Source organism: Nocardioides sp. N13(2025), from assembly GCF_051912545.1.
Taxonomy (GTDB): Bacteria; Actinomycetota; Actinomycetes; order Propionibacteriales; family Nocardioidaceae; genus Nocardioides.
On sequence record NZ_CP196809.1, the window covers coordinates 1,415,776 to 1,441,158 of the forward strand.

General features: G+C 71.7%; 14 protein-coding genes. 9 read left to right on the forward strand and 5 right to left on the reverse strand.

Going from position 1 to position 25,383, the window contains the following annotated elements:
* Positions 1-54 precede the first annotated feature (54 nt).
* Together ACS3YM_RS06775 and ACS3YM_RS06780 are read left to right on the forward strand one after the other, a co-directional pair.
* A complete protein-coding gene (locus ACS3YM_RS06775; RefSeq protein WP_439939309.1) occupies positions 55-414 on the forward strand; it encodes a BlaI/MecI/CopY family transcriptional regulator in 360 nt (119 codons plus the stop codon).
* A 20-nt stretch (positions 415-434) separates the two neighbouring features.
* Complete coding sequence (locus tag ACS3YM_RS06780; protein WP_439939310.1) at positions 435-1,304, forward strand: M56 family metallopeptidase; 870 nt, start codon at positions 435-437, stop codon at positions 1,302-1,304.
* Positions 1,305-1,359: 55 nt separating this feature from the next.
* Here ACS3YM_RS06780 and ACS3YM_RS06785 read toward each other — a convergent pair whose 3' ends face one another.
* Positions 1,360-4,236 (reverse strand): M4 family metallopeptidase, encoded by a 2,877-nt coding sequence (locus ACS3YM_RS06785; protein WP_439939311.1) that lies wholly within the window; start codon positions 4,234-4,236, stop codon positions 1,360-1,362.
* Between the two features lie 172 nt (positions 4,237-4,408).
* Positions 4,409-8,059, reverse strand: a complete 3,651-nt coding sequence (locus tag ACS3YM_RS06790) for a S8 family serine peptidase (protein ID WP_439939312.1) — start codon at positions 8,057-8,059, stop codon at positions 4,409-4,411.
* 237 nt (positions 8,060-8,296) lie between these two features.
* Between ACS3YM_RS06790 and ACS3YM_RS06795 the strand changes: the two genes are divergently transcribed.
* From ACS3YM_RS06795 to ACS3YM_RS06815, 5 genes are all read left to right on the forward strand, one after another.
* Positions 8,297-10,921: a DNA translocase FtsK 4TM domain-containing protein gene (locus tag ACS3YM_RS06795; RefSeq protein WP_439939313.1), complete on the forward strand. Its 2,625-nt coding sequence runs from the start codon at positions 8,297-8,299 to the stop codon at positions 10,919-10,921.
* Entirely contained in the window at positions 10,921-12,576 is a 1,656-nt protein-coding gene (locus ACS3YM_RS06800) for a helix-turn-helix domain-containing protein (protein ID WP_439939314.1), read from the forward strand. The genes ACS3YM_RS06795 and ACS3YM_RS06800 overlap by 1 nt, the downstream gene beginning before the upstream one ends.
* Before the next feature lie 160 nt (positions 12,577-12,736).
* Positions 12,737-14,236, forward strand: coding sequence for a 30S ribosomal protein S12 methylthiotransferase RimO (gene rimO, locus ACS3YM_RS06805; protein ID WP_439939315.1), 1,500 nt, complete (start codon positions 12,737-12,739; stop codon positions 14,234-14,236).
* Positions 14,233-14,853, forward strand: coding sequence for a CDP-diacylglycerol--glycerol-3-phosphate 3-phosphatidyltransferase (gene pgsA / locus ACS3YM_RS06810; RefSeq protein WP_439939316.1), 621 nt, complete (start codon positions 14,233-14,235; stop codon positions 14,851-14,853). Before rimO ends, pgsA begins: the two co-directional genes overlap by 4 nt.
* Before the next feature lie 162 nt (positions 14,854-15,015).
* Positions 15,016-17,298 (forward strand): bifunctional metallophosphatase/5'-nucleotidase, encoded by a 2,283-nt coding sequence (locus tag ACS3YM_RS06815; RefSeq protein ID WP_439939317.1) that lies wholly within the window; start codon positions 15,016-15,018, stop codon positions 17,296-17,298.
* Positions 17,299-17,378: 80 nt separating this feature from the next.
* On the opposite strand, the gene ACS3YM_RS06820 is transcribed toward ACS3YM_RS06815, so the two are convergent.
* Positions 17,379-19,145 carry a glycoside hydrolase family 15 protein gene (locus ACS3YM_RS06820; RefSeq protein WP_439939318.1) on the reverse strand — a complete coding sequence of 589 codons (1,767 nt, stop codon included), beginning with the start codon at positions 19,143-19,145 and terminating at the stop codon, positions 17,379-17,381.
* 18 nt (positions 19,146-19,163) lie between these two features.
* On the opposite strand from ACS3YM_RS06820, the gene ACS3YM_RS06825 reads away from it, so the two are divergent.
* Positions 19,164-19,688: a CinA family protein gene (locus tag ACS3YM_RS06825; protein ID WP_439939319.1), complete on the forward strand. Its 525-nt coding sequence runs from the start codon at positions 19,164-19,166 to the stop codon at positions 19,686-19,688.
* A 46-nt stretch (positions 19,689-19,734) separates the two neighbouring features.
* Positions 19,735-20,046, forward strand: coding sequence for a helix-turn-helix domain-containing protein (locus ACS3YM_RS06830; protein ID WP_439939320.1), 312 nt, complete (start codon positions 19,735-19,737; stop codon positions 20,044-20,046).
* Between the two features lie 19 nt (positions 20,047-20,065).
* Here ACS3YM_RS06830 and ACS3YM_RS06835 read toward each other — a convergent pair whose 3' ends face one another.
* Positions 20,066-20,857, reverse strand: coding sequence for a DNA-formamidopyrimidine glycosylase family protein (locus ACS3YM_RS06835; RefSeq protein ID WP_439939321.1), 792 nt, complete (start codon positions 20,855-20,857; stop codon positions 20,066-20,068).
* A complete protein-coding gene (locus tag ACS3YM_RS06840) occupies positions 20,850-25,367 on the reverse strand; it encodes an ATP-dependent helicase (RefSeq protein ID WP_439939322.1) in 4,518 nt (1,505 codons plus the stop codon). Before ACS3YM_RS06840 ends, ACS3YM_RS06835 begins: the two co-directional genes overlap by 8 nt.
* Positions 25,368-25,383 lie beyond the last annotated feature (16 nt).

Genomic DNA, 25,383 nt, shown 5'->3' on the forward strand with positions numbered 1-25,383 from the left:
TAGATACTACGCGGTGTCGTACTTCCGCCGTCAGGGCCCCTAGACTCCTGTTCCATGAGTCCAAGGTCCCGCATGGGTGAGCTGGAGCAGGCGGTCCTCGAGACCCTCTGGGACCTCGGCTCGGCCAGCGGCCGCGAGGTGCACGACAGGCTCGCCGGACGCGACCTCGCCTACACGACCGTGATGACCGTCCTCGACCGGCTGGCCCGCAAGGACGTCGTCGTGCGCGAGCGTGAGGGTCGCGCCTTCCGCTACGCCGCGCGCCGGACCCGGGCCGAGATGACCGCGGAGCTCATGCGCGAGGCGCTCGACGTGACGGGTGCCGACCGCGACCAGGCGCTGGTGTCGTTCGTGGGGGAGGCCAGCGCCGAGGACGTCGCGGCGCTGCGGCGTGCCCTTGCCGACCTGGCCTGACCGCCCCACCGACGACCGTCGTGCTCACCCCCGTGGTCCTCGGCGCGCTCGCCGTCCTGCTGGCCGGCCTGCTGCCCCGGGCGCTCTCCGGTCTGGGGCGGCTGAGGCATACGCCGGCGGCGGCCATGCTGCTGTGGCAGAGCACCGCGCTCGCCGCCGTCCTCGCTGCGCTGGGTGCCGGGCTGTCGCTCGCCACCGACCGACTGTGGCAGCCGCCGGTCGCCACGGGTGACCTCCTCGTGGCCGTCCTCGCCGGGGGCGTCACCGTCGTCGTGGCCGCGCGCCTGCTGCTCAGCGGCCACCGCACGGGAACGGCGCTACGCCGGATGCGCCGCCTGCACCGCGAGCGGGTCGACCTGGTCGCGCAGGTCGACGGGGGAGTCTCCGTGCTGGACCACGACCTCCCGGTGGCCTACTGCGTCCCGGGCATGACCGGCTCGCGGATCGTGGTCTCGCGCTCGACCCTGGCGACCCTGGCCCCGGCCGAGCTCGGTGCGGTGCTCGAGCACGAGCGATCCCACCTGCGCGCACGCCACGACCTGGTGCTGGAGGCGTTCACCGTCCTGCACCGCGCCTTCCCGCGGTGGGTGGCCAGCGGCGCCGCCCGGCACGAGGTCGAGGTGCTCGTCGAGGTGCTCGCGGACCGCGCCGCCGTACGCGCCGGGGACCGACGCGCACTGCTGACGGCGCTCCTGGCGCTCGCCGGGTCGCGCGCGCCCGAGGGGTCCCTCGGCTCCGCAGGCTCCCTGGCGGACCGGATGGAGGTGCTCCGGGACACCGGCAGCCACCGGCTCCAGGCGGCGGTGTTGGTGGTCCTGGCCGCGGCGATCCTCGCCCTGCCGACCTTGCTCGTCGTGCTGCCCTGGCTGAGCGGGCTGCTCCCGGCCTGAGACGGACGACGGGGCCCCGGCATCAACCGGGACCCCGTCGTGTCACGCAGGTGGATCAGCCCTTGCGCCCCTCCGTGGCGGCGGTCGCGGCGGGGGCGAGCACGCAGGTCACGACCTCGACGTTGTCGACGTACCAGCCCTCGAGCCCGCCACAGCCGTCACGACCCATGTCGAACCGGAACGTGACCTTGTCCCCGGCCTTCACGCCGACCTTGGTGAGATCGACCTGGGAGGTGCCCCACGAGCCGCCGATCTTGCCGCCGTCGGTCCCGGTGAAGCCCTCCTGTCCGGCGAGGGGGTTGGTGTTGGTGGAGGCGTCGGTCAGCTTCGTCGGCTTGTTGAACAGGTACGCGCTGGCCGGGATGACCGTGAACGCGCCTCCGTTGATGCTGACCTTGACGTTGCCGCCGTCGTAGCCGGACTCGGTCGCGACGTAGTGGTCGAACGCCATCCGCACGGCCTGGTTGCCGGTTGGGACAGTGACCGCCGGGCTCGTGATCGAGTCGCGGCTGGAGAAGTCGCCGGCAGCGCTCGAGCAGTTGCCCTGGTCGGTCGCGGGACCGTAGGCCGCCGTGCCCGGGTGGCCACCCGGAGCGGTCGACGAGGCCTTCCACGGGTCCCCGAACCCACCGGCGAACACGACCTGCTGGTCGGTGGTCCATCCGGCCAGACCGTCCTCGAAGTCCTCGCTCCAGACCTGCGTCTCGGTCCCGCCCGCACCGCACAGCTCCGGCGTGTTCGGGTCGAGCAGCGGCTTGAAGGCGCACTGCACGGGGTCCTGGCGCAGCTCCACCGCTGCGGCGGCGTTGGTCACCTGGGCACAGTCGGCCCGGCGGATGGACGCCGCGCTGGCCGGCTGGGCCCCCGCGGCCGTGCTGAGCTTGCTGATCGGCGCACCGACCAGGTCCTGGCACGCGGCCGCCAGGGCGTCCGCGTGGTCGGCGAAGTCCGACGTGGGAGTCTGGTAGGCGGTCATGGCGCGGAAGTAGATCGCCGCGGCCTTGTCGAGCCCGATGCCCTTGACCGCGACACCGTTGTAGGTGCCGCCGTCCACCAGCAGGGCGTAGCCGTGGTTGGGCACGCCCGAGTTGCTGTGGACGCCGCCGCCGTCGTCGGACGCGCAGTAGTACTCCGCGTCCGAGACCTTGCCCGGGTCGCCGTAGCAGGTCGGGCTCCACATGTCGCGGATCGCGCCGCCGAAGGCAGGCGAGTCCTCGCCCATGAGCCAGCGGTAGGAGTCCTCGCGCTGGATGGGCCGCTCCCGCATCGTGACGTTGACCGGCGAGGCCCCGAGGGCCGACTTGATGCGGTCGCCGTCGCTGAGCCGGATGCGCACCGAGGGGATGGTGATGGTCGCGTCGGTGCCGGCCATCCCGCTGGGAGTGGCCTCGACGTTGTCGGCGACCAGGACGCCGGTGGCGCCGGCGTTCTGGGCGTTCTTGACCTTGACGGCGAAGCCGCAGGTGCCGCGGTCGACGAGGGCGATCTTGCCGGCGACGGCGGCGCCGTTGGTGAGGGCCGTGCAGGCGTCGGAGGTCTTCGGGCTGGGCGTGCCGTCGGGCAGCGCGCCGCCGTTGTCGACCGCCAGCACCACGTCACCGGTGAGGCCGGTCTGCGTGAGCTTCGGGCCGAACGAGGCGGCACCCGCCTGGCACACCTTGGCGATGGTCGACGGCGAGTTGATGACGACCTCGGCGATCGCGGGGGAGTGGGTCGAGCACTGGTCCACGGCCCGCGGGGCGTCGATGTTGCCCTCGTCGGCGTCCATGCGGCCGTTGATGAGGTCGACCGTCTCGCCCCAGATGTCGGAGTAGGACTCGTTGAGGGCGCCCGACTGCCACTGGTAGATCAGGCCGTGGGTGTACTCGGTGTAGGCGTGGCCCCACTCGTGCGCGACGACGTCGTCGGAGGAGACCCCGCTGCAGTAGTTGGTGGTGACGCCGTTCCAGTTGGCGTTGGGGCACGAGATGCGGGGGTCGTTGTTGACCGTGATCATCTTGTGGCCGTTGCCGTCGTAGGAGTCACGCCCGAATGCGTTCTTGAAGAACCAGTAGGACTCCCCGGTTGCGAGGACCTCGTTCTGCTGGTCCTGGTCGAGGCGCCCGGGGAACCGGTCGCCCTCGCTCCACCTCAGGCCCTTGCGGGAGTAGGACTCCTCGTAGAGCTCGCGGTAGAGGCCGTCGTGGATGAGGGAGTAGCGGTTGACGAGCTTGCCGCTCGTCGCGTCGAGGAACACCATGTCCCGCACGTTGGCGTTGTTGGTGACCTCCACGGCCCACGCGAGGATGGCGCGGCCCGTCTCGCCCTTGGTCGCGCCGAGCCGATAGACGACGAGGTCGGTGCTGGCGGCGCGGATGCCGGTGGTGTCGGCGTCGCCCTCGTGGCCGGGCGGGTTGGCGCGCACCGTGCCGACGGCTCGCTCAGACGCCTCGGCGGCGCCGATGCGCGGGTCCACGGAGAGGTCGAGGTCGGGCGCGGCGTAGCCGTTCACCGACGTCAGGTCACCCTGCTTGTCGACGTGCGCCCGCAGCAGGCTCCCGAAGACCGGGACGCCGCGGTAGGACTGCTCGTAGCTGACGGTCCACCCGACGCTGCTGTGCTCGACGCCGGTGCGAGAGAGCTCATCGGGACGTGCGCCGAAGTTGGGGGCGTACTTGTCGAGGTACGCGTCAGCCTTCCGCGCCGCTCCGTCGCGGCCGCTGGCGGCACGCGACGGCATCAGGTCGCCGCCCCGCGCGACGCGGATGAACCCGACGCGCTTCGTGGCGCTCTCGCCGGACAGCGACACCAGGCCGTCTGCTTCGTTCTTCATGGCGCGCACGCCGTTGTCGTCGGCCGTCTGGGCCGGTGCTGCCTGCACGGTGACCATGGGGAGCGCGGCAAGGCCCGCCCCCACGACCGCCAGTGCAAGTCCTCTGCTGAGGAGCTTCACGGTGGTTCCTCCCGATTCCGAGATGCACTCGGAATCGGACCTCCCGAGTGATCCCGGTCACCATATGTAGGACGTCGCGCCCAAGGGAAGAGCGAAAGCCGAACGGCTTGGGACGGCAGAGGGCCCCGGCGGAAGATCCGCCGGGGCCCTCGTGGTCATGCGTGGGTGACGATCAGCGCGAGATCCTGAACGTCATCTTGTCCTTGCTCCTCGCCACCTTGGACGTGCCGCGGTAGATGACGGTGAGCGTGTGCTTGCCGACGCCGTAGTTGCGCCGCACGGTCATCACCGCCCGTCCCTCGCGGATCTTGCGGGAACCGATGCGCTTGCCGTCGATCTTGAAGACGACCTTGCTGCGCAGCGCTCGGTTCTCGGCCTTGACCTTGCCGATCACGGTGAAGTCGTTGCCGAAGCTGGGGCGCTTCGGGGAGACCTTCGCCTTGGTGACCGAGGCCGCCTTCACCGGCGCCGGGGTCGGCGTCGGGGTCGGGGTCGGCGTCGGGGTCGGTGCCGTGGTCGGCGCGGTCACCGGGTCCTTGAGCGTGACGACCTGGGCCTTGCTGCCGACCTTGTTGTGCAGGTGGACCATCATCAGGCCCTTGCCGCCGTCAGCCGCGTAGCTGGTGGCGTTGCGGGTGACGGTCAGCTGCGACCCCGTCTTGTCGAGGACCAGCGGGCCGGCGCCGTTGGCGTCGGTGACGCTGATGCCCGGGGTGAAGAGGTCCGCCGACAGCGACACGTCGCCGGTGTCCGGGTCCATGCCCACGGCGTCGACGTAGTCGGCGCTCAGGTTGGTGTAGCTCATGACGCCGTAGTTGATGCGCGGGTTGGCCGGGGTCACGCCGTAGGCCTTCAGCTTCTCGAGCCACACCGGCATGATCAAGGTGTCGCTGTCGAAGGCTGCGGTGTCGACGTTGCCGAACCGGTTGTTGAGCAGCTCGGTGTCGATGACCTTCTTCGCGGCCAGGTCGTAGAGGTTGACGGTGAAGATGTCCTCACCGGCCGCGAGCCGCGTGGTGTAGGCCACCAGGTCCGGGGACTTGTCGCCGTCGACGTCCAGGTAGACGTCGTACTCGATCTTCGACGCCGGGGTGCTCCACGGTCCGTGGGCGTTGATGGCGAAGTAGGCCTGGGAGGCGGCCTGCGAGCCCTGGACGGGGACGTCCGAGGTGACGCCCACGTGCGCCACGTCGGCGAACCGCTCCTCGGGCAGGTGGAGGCACCCCGACGTGACGGTCGCCGAGCACATCGGCTCCGTGCCGTCGACTGCAGCCAGCTCGAAGCCTGCCGCGATCGAGAAGATGTCGTTCGACGCGTCACCGTCCAGGGCGCCGTTGGCGAGGTCGTCGCCGGTGAGCGCGAGCTGGGCCGCCGAGCTGCCGACGGGCATGGTCAGCTCCGCCGCCTGCGACATGGTCGACGCAGGTCGCGGGGCAGCGTAGACCGGCACCCGAAGGGCGATGCCGGACTGCGGCGTCAGCACGACCCGACCGCTGGCCGAGGACAGGACCTCGCGCGGGTAGGGCACGGCCACACCGGTGCGGCCCGAGGTCGGGTCGGCGGTCTTGGTGAGGGCTCCACGGCCGGTGGCCGAGAAGGTGACCGTCACGGTTGCCGAACCACCCGCAGGCACCGTGACGGAGGCCGGCGACACCGAGTACGACGTGCCCGGGACCGTGGTCGCGGCGGCGTAGCTCGTGGTGTAGGTGGCGTCGGTCGAGCCGGTGTTCTGCACCTTGATCGTCTTGGTCAGCGACAGCGGACCGGAGACCTCGACGGGACCGAAGGAGGCGCTGACCGCGCCCGAGCCGTCGGCGACGTAGGCGAGGACCTTGTTGGCCAGGGCTGCATCGGCCTTGATGCGGCCCGAGCCCACGCGGTTGGGGGCGTACTTGGCACCCGTGTGGTTCTTGCCCAGGAACAGGTCCTGGCCGGCGGTGTTCATGATGTCGGCCTTGATCATCTCCGCGGACCAGGTGGGGTTGACGCCCTTCACCAGGGCCGCGAGACCGGCCACCATCGGTGCGGCCATCGAGGTGCCGCTGAGGTCCTCGCCCCGGTCGCCGGTGCCGACGCCCGTCGAGTAGACGCTGGTGCCCACCGCCGAGACGTCGGGCTTGAGGGCGCCGGCCTGGTGCCCGCCCCGCGAGGAGGAGGAGTTGACCGTGTCGACGTCGCCCGGGAAGTCCTGCTTCACGGTGCCGTAGGAGGTCCCGGTGACCGAGACCGGCTGGCCCGCGTTGAGGGCTGCGCGGATGGCGTCGCCGCCGCTCTTGACGACCAGGACGCCCGGGATGACCGCGCTGCCGGTGATGCCCGCGCTGAAGGTCTCCTCACTGTTGTGGAAGATGAAGCCCGTCGCGCCGGCCGCGGCGAGGTTGCCGCTGCGGGCGACCGAGCCGCACTCGAGGGCGGCCTGCGTCCACTTCACGATCGCGACCTTGCCGCGGACGATGTTGGCCTGAGCTGTCGTGAGCGGAGAGCAGGCGGTGAACGAGGCGTCGACCTGCACGACGTCGCCGAGCAGGTCGGGCTTGGTCTTCCAGTCGTAGGCCACGCTCCGGGTCATGCCGAAGGTCTGGGCGGCACCGTTGTTGATCTTCACCGAGACGCCGTCGAGGACGCTCTTGGCGTCGACGGTGTTGGCGACGGTGATGGCGCGCACGGAGGAGCCCGGCGAGCCACTGATGTCCTGCACGTCGCCGGAGTTGCCCGCGGAGATCGCCATGACGACGCCGGCCTTCGAGGCGGCGTCGGCCATGACCGCGTCGCCGTCGTTGGGCGAGCCGTAGCCCGAGCCGAGCGACATGTTGGCCACGTCGACGTGGTCGGACGGGTCACCGTCGCCGTTGGGGTCGACGGCCATCTCGATCGCCTTGGCCGCCACGTCGGTGGAGCCGTCGCAGCCGAAGACGCGGAGGGCGATGAGCGAGGCCTCGGGCGCCATGCCGGGGCCGATCTTCATCGTGTCGAACGGGGTGGAGGTGTCGTAGGCACCCGTGTAGGTGGTGCCGTTGGCGTTCTCTCCGAACCCGGCGGCGGACCCGGCGACGTGCGAGCCGTGGCCGTTGCAGTCCAGCGGGTTCCCATCGGGCACCGGCGTGGCCAGGTCCGGGTCGCTGGCGTCGTAGTCGTCACCGACGAGGTCGTAGCCCCCGACGACCTTGTCGGTCGGGAACAAGGTCGAGGTGTTGGTCGGGGTGTCGGCGAGCGCGTGCTCGGAGTCGTAGGCAGCGACCGTGCCGGGACCGCCGAAGTTGGCGTGGGTGTAGTCGATGCCGGTGTCGATGATCGCGACACGGGTCCCGGCGCCGGTCTCGCTCTGGGCGACCCAGGCCGCCGGAGCACCCTGGAGCTGGACCGCCGACGCGTTGGCACGGGTCTTCGGCGCGATCGGGTGCACCGACGCGACGCCGCTGAGGGCCTCCAGCGCCTCGGCCGACGCCGACGTCACGACGCCGACGGCGGGCAGGGCCGCGTGCGTGCGGTAGAGGACGTCCGCCTCGGCCGGGAGCTGGTCGACGACCTTGTCCTGCACGGCCTTGACGCGGGAGAGCTGCTCGCGAGCGGCCTCCTTGGCCGTCGCACCCTTGCCGCCCGCTCGCGCGAACGCGGCGGAGGTGCTGGTCGTGGACAGCGTCAGCAGGTAGGCCTGGCGGCCCACTGCCCGGTCAGCGAGCCGCTGGGGCGCGTCTGCGTCACCGCCGGCCTGCTGGGCGAGGCCCTGCGGACCCGCGTTGAAGTCCCGGGTCTGCGGGGCCGCTGTGGACGGCGCTGCGCCGAGGGTGGCCGTCGCGGCCAGCGCCGTGGCTGTGACGGTCACCGCGACCGCACGCCACGAGCTTCGAGAGTGCTCGGACAAGTTTCCTCCATGGAAATTCGGATGAGTCGCGTCACCTTAATGAGATCCAGGTCACTCGGCGTGGTGCTTTGGAAGGAAATCTTCTCGTTTTGCCGCCCTTGGGGTGGATGACGACCGAGTGCCCGGTTTCGGGGTGCTCGGCGACACGCATCCCTGTGATCCCTGTGACTGGTGTGACGGCACCGTAGGGTTCCCAGCATGGCGACCCGTACGTCTTCCCCGCCGGGGTCGCGGAGCTCGAGCACGTCCGGAAACAAGCGCAGCACCAAGGGTTCGAGCACCCGATCACGGAGTACCAGCAAGCGCCCCGCCCCTCGCTCAGCGAAGGCCCGGAGCGGATCCAGCGCGTCCAAGCGCCGGCCGGCAGCGCGTCCCGCGCCTCGCGCGGTCCGCAACGGACCGGGTCCCGTCTCGCGCACCTTCGGCGCGGTCGGTCGAGGCCTCGCAGCCGTGTGGCTGGGCCTCGCCCACGCCCTCGGCGCGGTCGCCCGCTCGATCGGGCAGTCCGCCCGCGACCTCGACCCCGAGCACCGCCGCGACGGGGTCGGGCTCTTCCTCTTCGGCCTCGCCATGGTCGTCGCCGCCGCCGTGTGGTGGCAGCTCCCGGGCGGGGTCATGGACTTCGCCCGCTCGGTGACGTCCGGCGCGGTCGGCAAGGTCGGCTGGCTCGTGCCGCTGTTCCTCGTCTACGCCGGCTGGCGCACGCTGCGCGACCCCGAGCGCAACGGCCCGGCCGGGCGCCAGGTGATCGGCTGGACCGCGTTCGCCCTCGGCCTGCTCGGCATCGTGCACATCGCCAACGGCAACCCGCAGCCCGTCCTCGGCGACGCCACCAACCTGCAGGAGGCGGGCGGCGCGGTCGGCTACGTCACGTCGAGCCTGCTGCTCGACCTGATGCAGACGTCGTACGTCGTGGTGCCGCTGCTCGCGCTGCTGGCGGTCTTCGGGATCCTGATCATCACCGCGACGCCGGTCTACCAGGTCCCGGTGCGGCTGGCGGCGCTGCGCGACAAGGCGCTGGGTCGTACGCCCGCCGACGAGGTCGCCGCCGACGACGAGGTCACCAAGCCGGTGCGCACGCGCCGCCGCTCGATGCTGGACGACGACGTCGACCCCGAGATGGGGGACCCCGCCTACGACAGCCCGGTCCTGTCGGACCGCGAGCTGAAGAAGCGTCGCAGGAAGAAGGAGGTCGAGCCGGAGGAGGACTACGGCGTCGACCTGTTCGCCGACGCGCCCACCGAGGTCACCCCTGCCGTCCCGGCGGCCGACGCGTCCGCCGACAGCGGGGCCGTCGAGCCGCCCCCGCACACGCCGCTGCCGCAGCGGGTGGAGCAGCTCGCGCTGTCCGGTGACATCACCTACTCCCTGCCCGGCAACGAGGTGCTCAAGCCGGGCTCGGTCCACAAGGCCCGCTCCAAGGCCAGCGACGCCGTCGTCGAGCGACTCATGCAGGTCATGGACGAGTTCGGCATCGACGCCACCGTCACCGGCTACACCCGCGGCCCGACCGTCACGCGCTACGAGGTCGAGCTGGGCCCGGCGGTCAAGGTGGAGAAGGTCACCGCGCTGTCGAAGAACATCGCCTACGCCGTCGCCTCCGCCGACGTGCGGATCCTCAGCCCCATCCCGGGCAAGTCGGCCATCGGCATCGAGATCCCCAACGTCGACAAGGAGATCGTCTCCCTGGGAGACGTGCTGCGCTCCACCACGGCCCGTTCCGACCACCACCCGATGGTGGCGGGGCTCGGCAAGGACGTCGAGGGCGGCTTCGTGGTCGCCAACATGGCGAAGATGCCCCACCTGCTCGTCGCCGGCGCCACCGGCTCGGGCAAGTCGTCGTTCATCAACTCGCTGATCACCTCGATCCTGATGCGCTCCACGCCCGACGAGGTCCGGATGATCATGGTCGACCCCAAGCGGGTCGAGCTCAACGCCTACGAGGGCGTGCCGCATCTGATCACCCCGATCATCACCAACCCCAAGAAGGCCGCCGAGGCGCTGGCATGGGTCGTGCGCGAGATGGACATGCGCTACGACGACCTGGCCAACTTCGGGTTCCGCCACATCGACGACTTCAACAAGGCCGTCCGTGCCGGCAAGGTCGAGGTCCCGGCGGGCAGCGAGCGGAAGCTCGCGCCGTACCCCTACCTCCTCGTCATCGTCGACGAGCTGGCTGACCTCATGATGGTCTCGCCGCGCGACGTCGAGGACTCGGTCGTGCGCATCACCCAGCTGGCGCGCGCGGCCGGCATCCACCTGGTGCTCGCCACCCAGCGTCCCTCGGTCGACGTGGTCACCGGTCTGATCAAGGCCAACGTGCCGTCGCGCCTGGCGTTCGCGACCTCGTCGCTGGGCGACAGCCGCGTGATCCTCGACCAGCCGGGCGCGGAGAAGCTGGTGGGCCAGGGCGACGGGCTGTTCCTGCCGATGGGTGCGTCCAAGCCGGTCCGCGTCCAGGGCTCCTGGGTCACCGAGGCCGAGATCCACCAGGTCGTCAAGCACTGCAAGGACCAGCTCGAGCCAACCTACGTGGAGGACGTCACGGCTCCGAAGGAGTCCAAGCGCGAGCTCGACGACGACATCGGCGACGACATGGAGCTCGTGGTGCAGGCCATCGAGCTCGTGGTGTCCACGCAGTTCGGATCGACGTCGATGCTGCAGCGCAAGCTGCGCGTGGGCTTCGCGAAGGCAGGACGACTGATGGACATCATGGAGAGCCGCGGCGTGGTCGGTCCCAGCGAGGGATCGAAGGCCCGCGACGTGCTGGTCAAGCCGGACGAGATCGACGCAGTGATCGCCACCTTGGAGGGGGGAGCCTGATGGGCGCCGCAGAAGTGCACGAGACCGAGGTCCACACGATCGAAGCCGGCGAGCACGGCGAGGGGCTGTCCGTGGCTCCCGACGCCGTGGAGGTACGCCGTCACGCCGGCGTCGCCGCCGCTGTGGGCCTGACCGCCTCGGCGGTCGCCATCGCCTACCTCGGACGGGCGACGCAGACCGGGTCCGCCCTCGACTGGGCCTTCGTGGTCGCGATGGGGCTGCTCGGCGCCTACTGGCTCGTCGGCCTCGTCGACGCCCGCACGCCGCTGCTCGTCGCCGACGCGCAGGGGATCCGGATCCGCCTGGGCCGTGCCTGGCGCGGGCTGCCCTGGACGGCCGTGCACCACGTCGAGCACACCCCGCGCCGGGGCCTGCTCCGCGACGGGCGCCTCGTCGTCGTGCCGCACAACCTCGAGCTGATCGAGGACGAGCTCACCGGCGCCGGCAAGCGGCACGCGAGCATGTCCCGGCTGCTGCACGGCGCTCCCTTCGCCGTCCCGCTGGGGTTGTCCACCCGCGTCATCGGCGCCGACGGCGACCTCACCGAGGCCCTCGGCCGGGTGGCGCGCGACGTCAGCCAGATCGTGGTGCTCGAGCCGGAGGTCGAGGACGACGACGTCGAGGTCGCGCCCGAGGCCGACGCCGACGCCGTTCCGGAGCCCGAGGCCGTCGAGGTCGTCGAGGTCGTCGAGGACGTCGTCGTCGCCAGCCCGACGCCGGCGGCCCTGCGCGAGTCGACCTCGGCGCGCCGCTCGGAGGTGACGCGACACTTCGAGCCCGACACCGACACCGAGCCGGAGGGGCGCGAGCTGCACCGTCCCGGTCGGGTGAGCCTCGTCGAGGAGACCCAGTCGTGGGGCGACCGCGTCCGGGCGATCGCGCGGCCCGGTGAGCCGGTCGAGCCGCTGGTGCTCGACGACTTCGAGGTCGAGCCCGCCGAGGACCCGGTCATCGGCCCCGAGCTCGCTGCTGCGCGCACGCGCCTCGGCCTCTCGGTCGACCAGCTGGCCGACCGCACCCGCATCCGTCCGCACGTGATCGAGGCCGTCGAGGTCGACGACTTCGAGCCGTGCGGTGGCGACTTCTACGCCCGCGGGCACCTGCGGACCCTGGCCCGGGTGCTCGGCATCGACGTGACGCCGCTGCTGGCGTCGTACGACGAGCGCTACGCCCACGCCCCGATCAACCCGCGCCGGGTCTTCGAGGCGGAGCTGGCCACGGGCGCCAACGGCTCCATCCGCGGCACGCGCGGCGGCCCCAACTGGTCGGTGCTCGTCGCCGTCGTGATGGCCCTCGTGCTCGCCTGGTCGATCGCGCGACTCGTCATGGACACCCCGCCCGAGCTGCGCGGTGCCACGCCGGTCCTCAACGGCTCCGGCGGGCCGCAGGGTGCCGGCAACGCCCCGACCGCCGACCCGGTGCCGGTCGTGGTGACCGCCGCGTCGGGCGGCGCGCAGGTGGTCGTGCGCGACGCGCTCGGCGAGATCGTGTTCAAGGGCAACCTGGCCGTCGGCCAGACCCGTGAGCTGAAGGTGTCCCCGCCCGTGCGCGTGCAGTCCACCGACGGGGCTGTGACCGTCGCCCTGGCGGGCGGCGAGGCCCGTCCGATCGGCGAGCCCGGTGTCGCGGGCCAGGGCACGTTCGTCGCGAACTGATCGGCCCGCCCGGCCTTCAGCGATCCCCGGCCAGCCGGGGATCGCTGAACTTGTCGGCCCGTGCACGGCCTGACAACTTCAGGGAGAGCCGGTCAGCCGGGGATCGCTGGCAGCGCGGATGGCGGTCTGGGGGCGCTCACGCGGCATACTCACGGGTGCGATGACGACTGACACCGAGCTTCCCCCCACCCCTCTGAACGTCGCTGTGGTGACGCTGGGCTGTGCCCGCAACGAGGTCGACTCCGAGGAGCTGGCCGGCCGGCTCGAGGCCGGCGGCTTCGTCCTCGTCGAGGACGCCGAGGACGCGGACACGGTCGTGGTCAACACCTGCGGCTTCGTCGAGGCGGCCAAGAAGGACTCCGTGGACACCCTGCTCGAGGCGGCCGACCTCAAGGCGTCGGCCGGGCACGGTGGCCGCGCCCAGGCCGTGGTCGCGGTGGGTTGCCTCGCCGAGCGCTACGGCAAGGACCTCGCGGACTCGCTGCCCGAGGCCGACGCCGTGCTCGGCTTCGACGACTACCCCGACATCGCCTCGAAGCTGCGCGCGATCGTCGGCGGTGAGACCCACCACCCGCACACGCCGTCCGACCGTCGCCGCCTGCTCCCGATCTCTCCGGTCGACCGCGACGCCTCGACCGTCTCGATCCCGGGGCACGAGGTGGCCGCCGACGTCAGCGAGATCGGTGCCGGCGCGCCCGTGACGGGACCGCGGGCCGTACGCCGTCGGCTCGACGCCGGGCCGATGGCGCCCCTCAAGCTCGCGAGCGGCTGCGACCGACGCTGCTCCTTCTGCGCGATCCCGAGCTTCCGCGGCTCCTTCGTCAGCCGCCGCCCCAGCGACGTGCTGCAGGAAGGCCAGTGGCTGGCCACTCAGGGCGTCAAGGAGCTGTTCCTCGTCAGCGAGAACTCCACGTCCTACGGCAAGGACCTCGGCGACCTGCGGCTCCTCGAGACGCTGCTGCCCGAGCTGTCCGGCATCGACGGCATCGAGCGGGTGCGGGTCTCCTACCTCCAGCCCGCCGAGACCCGTCCGGGGCTGATCGAGGCGATCGCCGACACCCCCGGCGTCGTGCCCTACTTCGACCTGTCCTTCCAGCACGCCAGCGCCTCGGTGCTGCGCCGGATGCGCCGCTTCGGCGACCCCGAGAGCTTCCTCGACCTGCTCGAGCGGATCCGCGCGCTGGCGCCGCTGGCGGGCGTACGGTCCAACGTCATCGTCGGCTTCCCCGGCGAGACCGACGAGGACCTGCAGACCCTGTGCGACTTCCTCGAGGCGGCGCGGATGGACGTCACCGGCGTCTTCGGCTACTCCGACGAGGACGGCACCGAGGCGGCCGGCTTCACCGACGACCTGAAGCTCGACGAGGACGAGATCCGCGCCCGCACCGAGCACGTGACCGCCCTCGTCGAGGAGCTCAACGCCCAGCGGGCCGAGGAGCGCATCGGTGAAGAGGTCGTCGTGCTGGTCGAGTCCGTGGACGACGGCGTCGTCGAGGGGCGCGCCGCCCACCAGGGTCCCGAGGTGGACGGTACGACGCTGCTCGCCGACGCGGTCGACGCCCGGGTCGGCGACCTGGTCGCGGCCGTCGTCACCGGGACCGACGGGGTCGACCTGATCGCCAGCCTGAATGTGAGCGCAGTGGACGGAGCCGCCCGATGAGCACGGACCAGCAGCAGGTGTCCAACTGGAACATCGCCAACGTGCTGACCGTCCTGCGCATCGCGATGGTGCCGTTGTTCGGCTGGGCGCTGCTGCACGACGGAGGCGACGACCCGCTGTGGCGCTGGGTGGCGTTCGCACTCTTCGCGGTCGCGATGGTGACCGACAAGATCGACGGTGACCTCGCGCGGAAGCACAACCTGATCACCGACTTCGGCAAGATCGCCGACCCGATCGCCGACAAGGCGATCACCGGCATGGCGTTCATCGGCCTGTCGCTGGTCGGCGACATCTGGTGGTGGGTGACCATCGTGGTGCTGCTGCGCGAGTGGAGCGTCACGCTGCTGCGGCTCTCGGTCCTCAAGGACGTCGTCATCGCCGCCGCGCAGAGCGGCAAGATCAAGACCGTCCTCCAGGCCATCGCCCTGGCTGGGCTGATCTGGCCGCTGCCGCACGGTGAGGCGCACGGCGGCGTGTTCGACTTCTGGCCGGGGCCCACCGGCGAGGTGCTGTTCTACCTCGCGCAGGTGATGCTCGCCGGGGCCGTCGTGATGACGATGTGGTCCGGCTACGAGTTCTTCCGCGACGTGGTGAAGCAGCGTCGCCTCCGCGTCTGAGGGACGGGTCGAGGACCACTGACCGAAGGGTCGGAAAACCAGACTAAAGAGGGATCTGACGGGCGCTCGTCAGGGTTAGGGTGACGCCACTCACTCATCCTGACGAAAGGCCCCTTCGTGTCAGCATCACGACCAGGTCGCAGGTTCACCGTCGCCTCCGCGGTGACGGGACTGCTCGCAACACCCCTCGCGGTCGTCGCGGGGGCGACCCCGGCGCACGCCGATGTCGTCGACATCCAGATTCTTGCCACCAACGACTTCCACGGCCGGTTGGTCGCCGATGGCAGCGTGGCTGGCGCGGCCCAGTTCGCAGGCGCCATCGCCCAGCTGGAGTCGACGAACCCCAACACAGTCTTCGCCGCTGCCGGTGACCTCATCGGTGCCTCCACCTTCGACTCCTTCATCCAGAAGGACCGACCCACCCTCGAGGCGCTCAACGTGGCAGGCCTCGACGTGTCGGCTGCCGGCAACCACGAGTTCGACCAGGGCTTCAACGACCTCGTCAACCGGGTCATGGCTCCGCACGACGCCACCGCGAACCCCTATGGCGGCGCGAACTGGCAGTACATCGCGGCCAACGTCCGCAAGAAGGCCGGCGGCGGCTACGCGCTGCCCGACGTCACGGCTCGCACGCCCGACGTGAACGACACCTCCGACGGCGGCACCTGGACGACCACGGTCGGCGGCGTGAAGGTCGGCTTCATCGGCGGCGTCACCGAGGAGCTGTCCTCGCTGGTGAGCCCGGCCGGCATCGCCGACATCGCGGTGAGCAGCATCGTCAACGAGACCAACGCCGCAGCGGACAGGCTGAAGGCCGACGGCGCGGACGTCGTGATCCTCCTCGTGCACGAGGGCGCGCCCAGCACGTCGCTCGCGGACGCGAGCACCAACGACAACGTGTTCAGCCGGATCGTCAACGGCGTCGACTCCGACGTCAGCGCGATCATCTCCGGTCACACGCACCTGGCCTACAAGCACGTGATCAACGGGCGTCCCGTGGTCTCCGCCGGCCAATACGGCACCAACATCAACCAGCTCGTCCTCACCGTCGACACGGTCACCAACGCGGTGACCGTGAAAACCAACGAGATCGTCCCCGCCGCCACCCTTGCGCTGACGGCTCCGGCCGCGACGGCCAAGCGTGACCAGGTCAAGGAGATCGTCGACAGGGCCGTCGCCCAGGGCAACATCCTCGGCGCGGCCGAGCTCGGCAAGATCGCCGGTCCGTTCGACCGTGCACGTCTGGCGAGCGGCTCCGAGAACCGGGGTGGCGAGTCCACGCTCGGCAACCTCGTCGCGGAGGTCCAGCGCTGGGCGACCTCCACCCCGGAGGCCGGCGCGGCGCAGATCGCCTTCATGAACCCCGGCGGGCTCCGCGACGACATGCGCGGCAACCCCGGCGGCTTCCCTGCGGTCCTGACCTACAAGCAGGCGGCGAACGTCCAGTCCTTCGCCAACACGCTGGTCAACATGAAGATGACGGGTGCCGCCATCAAGGAGGTCCTCGAGCAGCAGTGGCAGACCAATCCCGGCGGCCCGGTCCCGAGCAGGCCGTTCCTCCGGTTGGGCACCTCGAAGGGCTTCTTCTCCACCTATGACGAGTCCCGTCCCGCGGGTGACCGCATCACGGGTATGTGGCTCAACGGCAAGGCGATCGACCCGGCTGCTACCTACTCGGTGACGGCCAATTCGTTCCTCGCCAGTGGCGGCGACAACTTCCGGGCGTTCAACAAGGGCACGTCCAAGCGCGACACCGGCAAGGTCGACCTGCAGGCGATGGTGGACTACATGGCCGCCTTCGCTGCCAAGGCGCCGCTCGCGGTCAACAGCACCCAGCAGCAGGTCGGGGTCACCTGGCCGGCCGATGCACCGCGGTTCTACCGCATCGGTCAGAACGTCAAGCTGAGCCTGTCGTCCCTGGCCATGACCGGCCCGAGCGACCCCAAGGACACGGTCCTCAACGTCAAGGTCGGCAACGCGACGCTCAACCCCACCCCGGTCGACAACACCTTGGGCAGCACCATCTCCGACGAGTACGGCAAGTCCGCTGTGTCGGTCAAGCTCAAGGGCAAGACGAAGACCGGCAAGCAGCTGATCACGTTCACCGGTCCCACGACCGGCACGACGTTGTCGCTGCCGATCGACGTGCGCAAGGCCAAGCCCGAGGTCAAGGTGCGCACCAAGCCCGAGCGCATCGTCAAGGGCGAGACCCGGACCCGCCTGAAGATCAAGGCCAGCGCCTTGGGCCTCAAGGCCGTGACCGGCAAGGTCGTGGTCAAGGCCGGCGGCAAGAAGTACACGGTCAAGCTCAAGGACGGCAAGGCCTTCCTGCGCCTCGACTCGTTCGCCAAGGCGGGCAAGAAGCGCATCGTCGTGAAGTACGCCGGTAGCCGCAAGGTCCGCAGCAAGACGACCGTGGTGAAGATCAAGGTGCACCGCAACTAGGTCACGCGCCACGGCTCGACACCCAGCAAGCCCGGGGCCCGGTCATCGTCCGCGATGGCCGGGCCTCGGCACGTCAGCGGTCAGCGGAGCGACAGGGCTGCCTGCACCAGCGCCAGGTGGCTGAAGGCCTGCGGGAAGTTGCCCGCCATCCGCCCGTGCGCGGCGTCGTACTCCTCCGACAGGAGCCCCACGTCGTTGGCCAGGCCGCACAACCGGTCCAGCAGCTCCTCGGCCTCGTCACGTCGTCCCGCTGCAGCGAGGGCGGACACCAGCCAGAACGAGCAGGCCAGGAACGGGTGCTCGTCTCCCTCGAGCCCGTCGACGCCGGTCTGGGTGCGGTAGCGCAGCAGGAGCCCGTCGCGCAGCAGGTCCTCCATGACGGCGTCGATCGTGCCCAGCACGCGCGGGTCGTCGCCCGGGAGGAAGCCCACGAGCGGGATGGTCAGCAGCGAGGCGTCGACCTCGCGGGTGTCGTAGTGCTGGGTGAAGGTGTTGCGCTCGGCGTCGTAGCCCTTGTCGAGGATCTCCTCGCGCACCCGCTCGCGCAGCTCGCGCCAGCGGTCCGCCGGACCCTCCAGCCCGTGCTCCTCGACGCCACGCACGGCGCGGTCGAAGGCGACCCACACCATGACGCGGGAGTGGGTGAAGTGGCGCTGCGGACCGCGGATCTCCCAGAGCCCGTTGTCGGGCTCGTCCCAGTGGTCGGCGAGCTCGTCGACCAGTGCGCGCTGCAGCGCCCACGAGTTGTGGGTCTCGTCGAGCCCGGCCTGCCTCGCCAGCTCGAGCGCGATCATCACCTCGCCGAGCACGTCGTTCTGCCGCTGGCAGACAGCGCCGTTGCCGATCCGCACCGGCAGGCTCCCGGCATAGCCGGGCAGGTGGGCCAGCTCGAGCTCGGGGAGCTGGCGGCCGCCGTCGACGGTGTACATGATCTGCAGGTCCGCCGGGTCGCCGGCGACGGCGCGCAGCAGCCACCGGCGCCAGTGCAGGGCCTCCGTGTCGTAGCCGGCGCCGAGCAAGGACTCGAGGGTCAGCGCGGCGTCCCGCAGCCAGCAGTAGCGGTAGTCCCAGTTGCGTTCGCCGCCGAAGTCCTCCGGCAGCGACGTGGTCGGCGCCGCCACGATCCCGCCCGTCTCGGCGTGCGTCATCAGCAGCAGGGTCAGCAGGCTGCGCCGCACGAGGTCGGCCTGGGGCACGTCGTCCGGGGCGCGTTCCGACCACTCGCGCTGCCGGTCGGTGGTCGCGTCGATGCGCTCGTCGAACCCCAGCGGCACGGGCACGGCGTGCCACGACCGGACCCAGGTCATGGAGAAGCAGACCTCGTCGCCCTCGGTCAGCTCGAACTCGTCGGTGTGGTGGCCCTCGTGGCCGTGCGGCAGGTGCGGGCCGCGCAGCACGAGCTTGTCGGGCCCCGCGACGGCCACCACGACCTCGTCGCCGTGTGCCTGCTCACGGCTCACCCACGGGCGGACCCGGCCGTAGTCGGTGCGCACGACCCAGTCGTGGCGGATCCGCACGGTGCCGCGCGTGCACGTCAGACGGCGTACGACGTCGGCGCGCCCGTCCAGGGTCGGCATCACGTCGAGCAGCACCACCTCGCCGCCCTTCGTGGTGAACGTCGTCTCGAGGCACGCGGTGCCGTCGACGTAGCGCCGGTGCGTGGCGGTCACCTCGTCGGCGGGGGCGAGCAGCCACCGACCGTGGTCCTCGGTGCCGAGCAGCGCGGCGAAGCAGGCGGGGGAGTCGAACCGGGGCAGGCACAGCCAGTCGATCGATCCGTCCTTCCCGACCAGGGCGGCCGTGCCGCGGTCGCCGATCAGGGCGTAGTCCTCGATGGGGAGTGCCATGCGGCTAGTGTCGCCGACATGGTGTCGGACCCGGATGAGGCGCTGGCCGAGCGCGTGCTGGAGTCGCTCGCCCGCCGTGGCGAGACGCTCGCCACGGCCGAGTCGCTCACCGGCGGGATGCTGTCCGCGATGCTGACCGACGTGCCCGGGGCCTCGCGGAGCTTCGTGGGCGGCGTGGTGTCGTACGCCACGCGCGTGAAGGTGTCCGCGCTCGGCGTCCCTGAGCACCTCGTCGAGGAGCACGGCGTGGTGTCGCGGGAGTGCGCGGCTGCGATGGCGCAGGGCGTGCGCAGCCGGCTCTACGCGACCTGGGCCATGGCCACGACGGGCGTGGCCGGACCGGACGCGCAGGAGGGTCGAGCGGTGGGCACGGTGTGGGTCGCCGTCGCCGGCCCGGACGGCGTCGAGACGCGCGGGCTGGCGCTGGAGGGCGACCGGGACGACATCCGGAAGGGCTCCTGCCGCGCCGTCCTCGCGCTGCTCGGTGAGCTCATCGGCCCCGAAGACGGGATCATCGTCCGGGAAGAAGGAGCACTCGGGTAGCGTTGGGCCCGACGACTCCACTCCGCCCAGAGTTAGGACCTCGCGCATGGTGCTCTTCCGACGACTGCTCGGTGAAGTGCTGCGCAGCGCCCGGATGCAGCGCGGCATGACGTTGCGCGACCTCTCCGCCGAGGCCCGGGTCAGCCTGGGCTACATCTCCGAGATCGAGCGCGGGCAGAAGGAAGCGTCCTCCGAGCTGCTGGCGTCGTTGTGCCAGGCGATGGACCTGCCCCTGTCCGACGTGCTCCGCGACGTCGCTGACGCGGTGGCCATCGAGGAGATCGCCGTCGGAGTGGTGGGTGCCACGCGGATCGCGTCGACGCGCCCCACGGGCGACGTCGTCGCCTCGGCCGCCTGACCCGACCGGGCAGGACGACCTAGCGCTCGGGCTGGCAGCTCGGGCACCAGTACGCCGCCCGCTCGCGCCCGGGCTCGCCGACCATGTCGACCAGGATGACCGTGCCGCACCGGCGACACGGCGACTTGTCGCGACGGTAGACCCACATCCGCTCGCGCTGGCGCAGGTTGCCCGTGGTGGACTGGATCGCCCGCTCCTTGTTGACCTCGAGCATCTGCTTGGCGCGACGCACCAGGCGCGGCAGCTCACCCACCTCGGCGACCGGCGTCACCGGGTGGACGCCGCTGGTGAAGCACAGCTCGGCCATGTACATGTTGCCGATCCCGGCCAGGTTGCGCTGGTCGAGGAGGGCCTGGCCGACGGGCCGCTGCGGCTCCGTGCGGAGGCGGGCCAACGCCTCGTCGGGGTCCCAGTCGGGGCCGAGCAGGTCGGGACCGAGGTGGGCGGTGAGGGCCGCCTCCTCGTGGCGCGGCACCACCTCGACGATGCCCAGCGAGAAGCCGACGGCCCGGCGGCCCTCGACGCCGAGCACCACGCGGGCCTGCTCGGCGGGGCGCCGCCACCGGTCTCCCTCGGCGTAGACGTGCCACGAGCCCTCCATCTTGAGGTGGGTGTGGAGGGTCCAGGCGCGCTCGTGGTCGATGCGGGTGATGAGGTGCTTGCCCCGCGACAGCGTGCGGATCACGGTGCCGCCGGTGAGGTCGAGCGTGGCGTAGGCGGGGACGCGGAAGTCCGAGACGGTCAACCGGTGCCCCGTCAGGGCTCGGTCGAGCGCGGCCGCGGCGCGGTAGACGGTGTCTCCCTCAGGCACGGAGCCTCAACCCCTTGGGTGTCGCGACGAACCCGGCGGCGGTCAGGGCCAGCCGGATGGGGGTCTCCCCGCCGCTGCCGATGAGCGCCTGCCCGTCGGCCTTCTCGACGGTCAGGCGGCCCAGGGCGCCCCGGCGGGCCGCGTCGGCCAGCGCGTGCATGGCGGGGGTGAGCACCTCCTGGTCGTCGGTCCAGGTGAGCAGCGTGCGGCCGCCGCGCTCGACGTAGACCGTGAGCGCGCCGTCGACCACCACGACCAGCGCGCCGGCCTTGCGACCGGGACGGTGGCCCGAGCGCTCGGCGTCGGCCTCCGGCCAGGGGAGCGCCGCACCGAACACGTTGGCGGGGTCGGTCGCGGCCAGCGCGACGACGGCGGGCTTGGCGCCGGCCTTGGTGCTCTCGGGCTCGGAGAACGTGCGGAGCCGGTCGATGGCGCCGGCGCTGCCGAACTGCGCAGCCCCCAGCCCCTCGATGAAGTAGCCGCGCCGGCAGCGTCCGGTGTCCTCGAACGCGCTCAACACCTTGTAGACCCCGGCGAACCCGCCGGCCACCCGCTCGCTCACCACCGCTCCGCGCGTGACCACCCCGTGGCGCTCGAGGAGGTGCTCGGCGCGCGCGTGGGCGCGCCGGGTCGGGTCGCCGTCACGCTCGGGCAGGATCGCCCAGCGGCCCGCGGTCTCCGGCGGACCGGTGCGCACCGGCATGCGGCCGCCGGTCGTCCTGCCCAGCCGTGGCGGCGTACGACGGGTGCGGTGCGACGGGGTGCCGCTGCGGACCAGCGCGCGGAGGGGGGTGAGCGTGTCGTTGGTGACGCGACCCTGCCAGACCAGCTCCCACAGCGCGGTGCTGAGCTCGGCGTCACTGGTGGAGCCGATGCGGTCCGAGAGCTGGCGGAAGAACCAGGCACCGCCCGGCTCGAGCGCGTCGAGCACCGCCCGCTGGACTCCGCTGGGCTCGTCGGACTCGACCTCGGGAAGGGTGAGGTGGGCCTGGTCGGCGAGGTGGAGGCTGACCCAGCCGTCGCTGCCCGGCAGGGGTGCGTGACCCGTCCAGATGACCTCGCCGGACGCGGTGAGCTCGTCGAGCATGGAGGGCTCGTAGTCGCGCACGCGGGCCGCGAGCACCAAGGGCTCGAGGGCGCTGGCGGGGACCGGGCAGCCGGCGAGCTGGTCGATGGCGGCGATCACGCCGTCGAGCCCGCGCAGCGACCCGCCGACCCGCTGCCAGGCGGGCAGGAAGCGGGCGACGGCGTCCTGGGCGACCGGCTCGATCTCCTGGCGCAGCCGGGCCAGTGAGCGGCGGCGCAGCTTGCGGAGCACCTCGGCGTCGCACCACTCGCTGCCCGAGCCCGAGGGCCGGAACTCGCCGTCCAGCACGCGGCCGCGGTGGGCCAGGCGCTGCAGGGTCTGTCGCGCGACGGCCTCGCCGAGCCCGAGACGGGAGGCGACCTCGGCGGTGGTGAAGGGGCCGTGGCTGCGGGCGAAGCGGGAGACGAGGTCGCCGAGCGGGTCCTCGGGGAGCTCCAGGAAGGCGTCGGGGGTGCCGACGGGCACGGGCACCCCGAGGCCGTCGCGCAGCCGGCCGATGTCCTCGATGGCGGTCCACCGGTCCTCGCCGGCCATCCGCACCTCGACGACACGACGTACGTCGGCGAGCGAGGCCAGCCAGCCCTCGACGTCGGCGCCCTCGACCGCGCGCTCACGGACCTCCGCGGTCGAGAGCGGACCGATGAGCCGGAGCAGGTCGGCGACGGCCTCGGCGTCACGGGCCCGGCGGTCGGGAGCGAGCCACTGCAGCTCGGCCTCCACCTCCGCGAGCACCTCGGGGTCGAGGAGCTCGCGGAGCTCGGCGCGACCGAGCAGCTCGGCGAGCAGGCCCTGGTCGAGCGACAGCGCAGCGGCGCGACGCTCGGCGATGGGGGAGTCACCCTCGTAGACGAACTGGGCGACGTAGCCGAAGAGCAGGCTGCGCGCGAAGGGTGAGGGGGAGGTCGTCGCGACGTCGACGACGGTGACCTCACGGCGCTGCACCCGCCCGAGCAGGGCGACGAGCGCAGGGAGGTCGTAGACGTCCTGGAGGCACTCGCGGACGGCCTCGAGCACGATCGGGAAGGCGGGGTACTTCGACGCGACCTCGAGGAGCTGGGCGCTGCGCTGGCGCTGCTGCCACAGAGGGCTGCGGCGGCCGGGGTCGCGGCGGGGGAGCAGGAGGGCGCGCGCGGCGCACTCGCGGAAGCGGCTCGCGAAGAGCGCCGACCCGCCCACCTCCTGGGTGACGAGCTGCTCGATCTCCTCGGGCTCGAAGACGATCACCTCGCCGCTCGGGGGCTCGGCGTCGGTGTCGGGGATCCGGATGACGATGCCGTCGTCGGAGGCCACCGCCTGGCCGTCGACGTCGTAGCGCTCGCGCAGCCGGGCGTTGATCGCCAGCGCCCACGGTGCGTGGACGGGCGTGCCGTAGGGGGAGTGGACGACCAGGCGCCAGTCGCCGAGCTCGTCGCGGAAGCGCTCGACCACCACCTGGGTGTCGCTGGGGACGACCTGGGTGGCCTCGCGCTGCTCGGAGAGGTAGGTGACGAGGTTGGTGGCGGCGTTGACGTCGAGGCCGCGCTCGCGCACGCTCGCGATGGCCTTCTCGCTCGGGGCGGCGGCGAGCTCGCGGGTGAAGGCGCCGACCGCCGCACCCAGCTCGGCGGGACGGCCGAGGGCGTCGCCCTTCCAGAACGGGAGCCGCCCCGGGATGCCCGGCGCGGGCGTGACGAGCACCCGGTCGTGGGTGATGTCCTCGATCCGCCAGCTGGTGGCACCGAGGGCGAAGACGTCGCCGACGCGCGACTCGTAGACCATCTCCTCGTCGAGCTCGCCGACGCGGCTCGCCTTCTCGCCCACGAGGAACACGCCGAAGAGCCCGCGGTCGGGGATCGTGCCGCCGCTGGTGACCGCGAGGCGCTGGGCGCCCGGCCGGCCGCTGAGGGTGCCGGTCACCCGGTCCCACACGATGCGCGGACGCAGCTCGGCGAACTCGTCGCTGGGGTAGCGCCCGCTGAGCAGGTCGAGGGTGGCGTCGAAGGCGGCACGGGGGAGCTGGGAGTAGGACGCGGCGCGCACGACCAGGGCGAACAGGTCGTCGACGTCCCACTCGTCGAGCGCCAGCATCGCGACGACCTGCTGGGCCAGGACGTCGAGCGGGTTGGCCGGCACGGACAGCTTCTCGATGGCGCCGCTGCGCATCCGCTCGACCGACACGGCGGTCTGGGCGAGGTCGCCGCGGTGCTTGGGGAACAGCACGCCGCGGCTGGTCTCGCCGACCTGGTGCCCGGCCCGGCCGACGCGCTGCAGCGCGCTGGCGACGCTCGGCGGAGACTCGATCTGGACCACGAGGTCGACCGAGCCCATGTCGATGCCGAGCTCGAGGCTGCTGGTCGCCACCACGCAGGGGAGCCGTCCACGCTTGAGGTCGTCCTCGATGATCGCCCGCTGCTCCTTGGAGACCGACCCGTGGTGGGCCTTCGCGATGACCGTCCCGGCGCCGCTGCTCTGGCCGGACTGGGCCATGACCTGCGCGGGTGACCCACCCTCCACCGCCTCCTCGCCGCCCGCCCGCACGGTGGCGATCTCGTTGAGCCGGGCGGTGAGCCGCTCCGCGAGGCGGCGCGAGTTCGCGAAGACGATGGTCGAGCGGTGCTGCTCGACGAGGTCGACGACGTGCTCCTCGACGTGGGGCCAGATGCTGGTGGAGCGCCCGGGGTCGCCCGACTCCTCGTCGTAGTCCTCCGGCATCGTCATGTCCTCGACCGGCACCACCACCCGCAGGTCCCACTCCTTGGTGCTGGGCGGGGACACGATCTCGACGGGCTGGGTGCCGCCGAGGAAGCGAGCCACCTCGTCGAGCGGGCGGACCGTCGCACTGAGGCCGATCCGCTGGGCGGGCCGCTCCAGCAGCGCGTCGAGCCGCTCGAGGCTGAGGCCGAGGTGGGCCCCGCGCTTGGTGCCGGCTACGGCGTGCACCTCGTCGATGATGACGGTGTCGACGCTGCGCAGCGTCTCGCGCGCCTGGCTGGTCAGCATCAGGAAGAGCGACTCGGGCGTCGTGATGAGGATGTCAGGCGGGGTGGTGCCGAGCTTGCGCCGCTCGGCGGGGCTGGTGTCACCGGAGCGCAGCCCGACCGTGACCTCCGGGACCTTGGTCTCGAGCCGCTCGGCGGTGTTGCGGATGCCGATCAGCGGGGCGCGGAGGTTGCGCTCGACGTCGACGCCGAGCGCCTTGAGCGGGGAGATGTAGAGCACGCGGGTGCGACGCGAGCGGTCCTCCGGCGGCTGGGTGCTGAGGAGCCGGTCGATGGCGTGGAGGAACGCGCTCAGCGTCTTGCCGCTGCCCGTGGGGGCGACGACGAGCGCGTGGTGCCCGTCGGCGATGCTCGACCAGGCGCCCTCCTGCGCCGGCGTCGGCCCGGCGAACGACGCCTCGAACCACGCCCGCGTGGGCGCGCTGAAGCGGTCGAGGGCGGTCATGGCCGTCAGTCTGTCA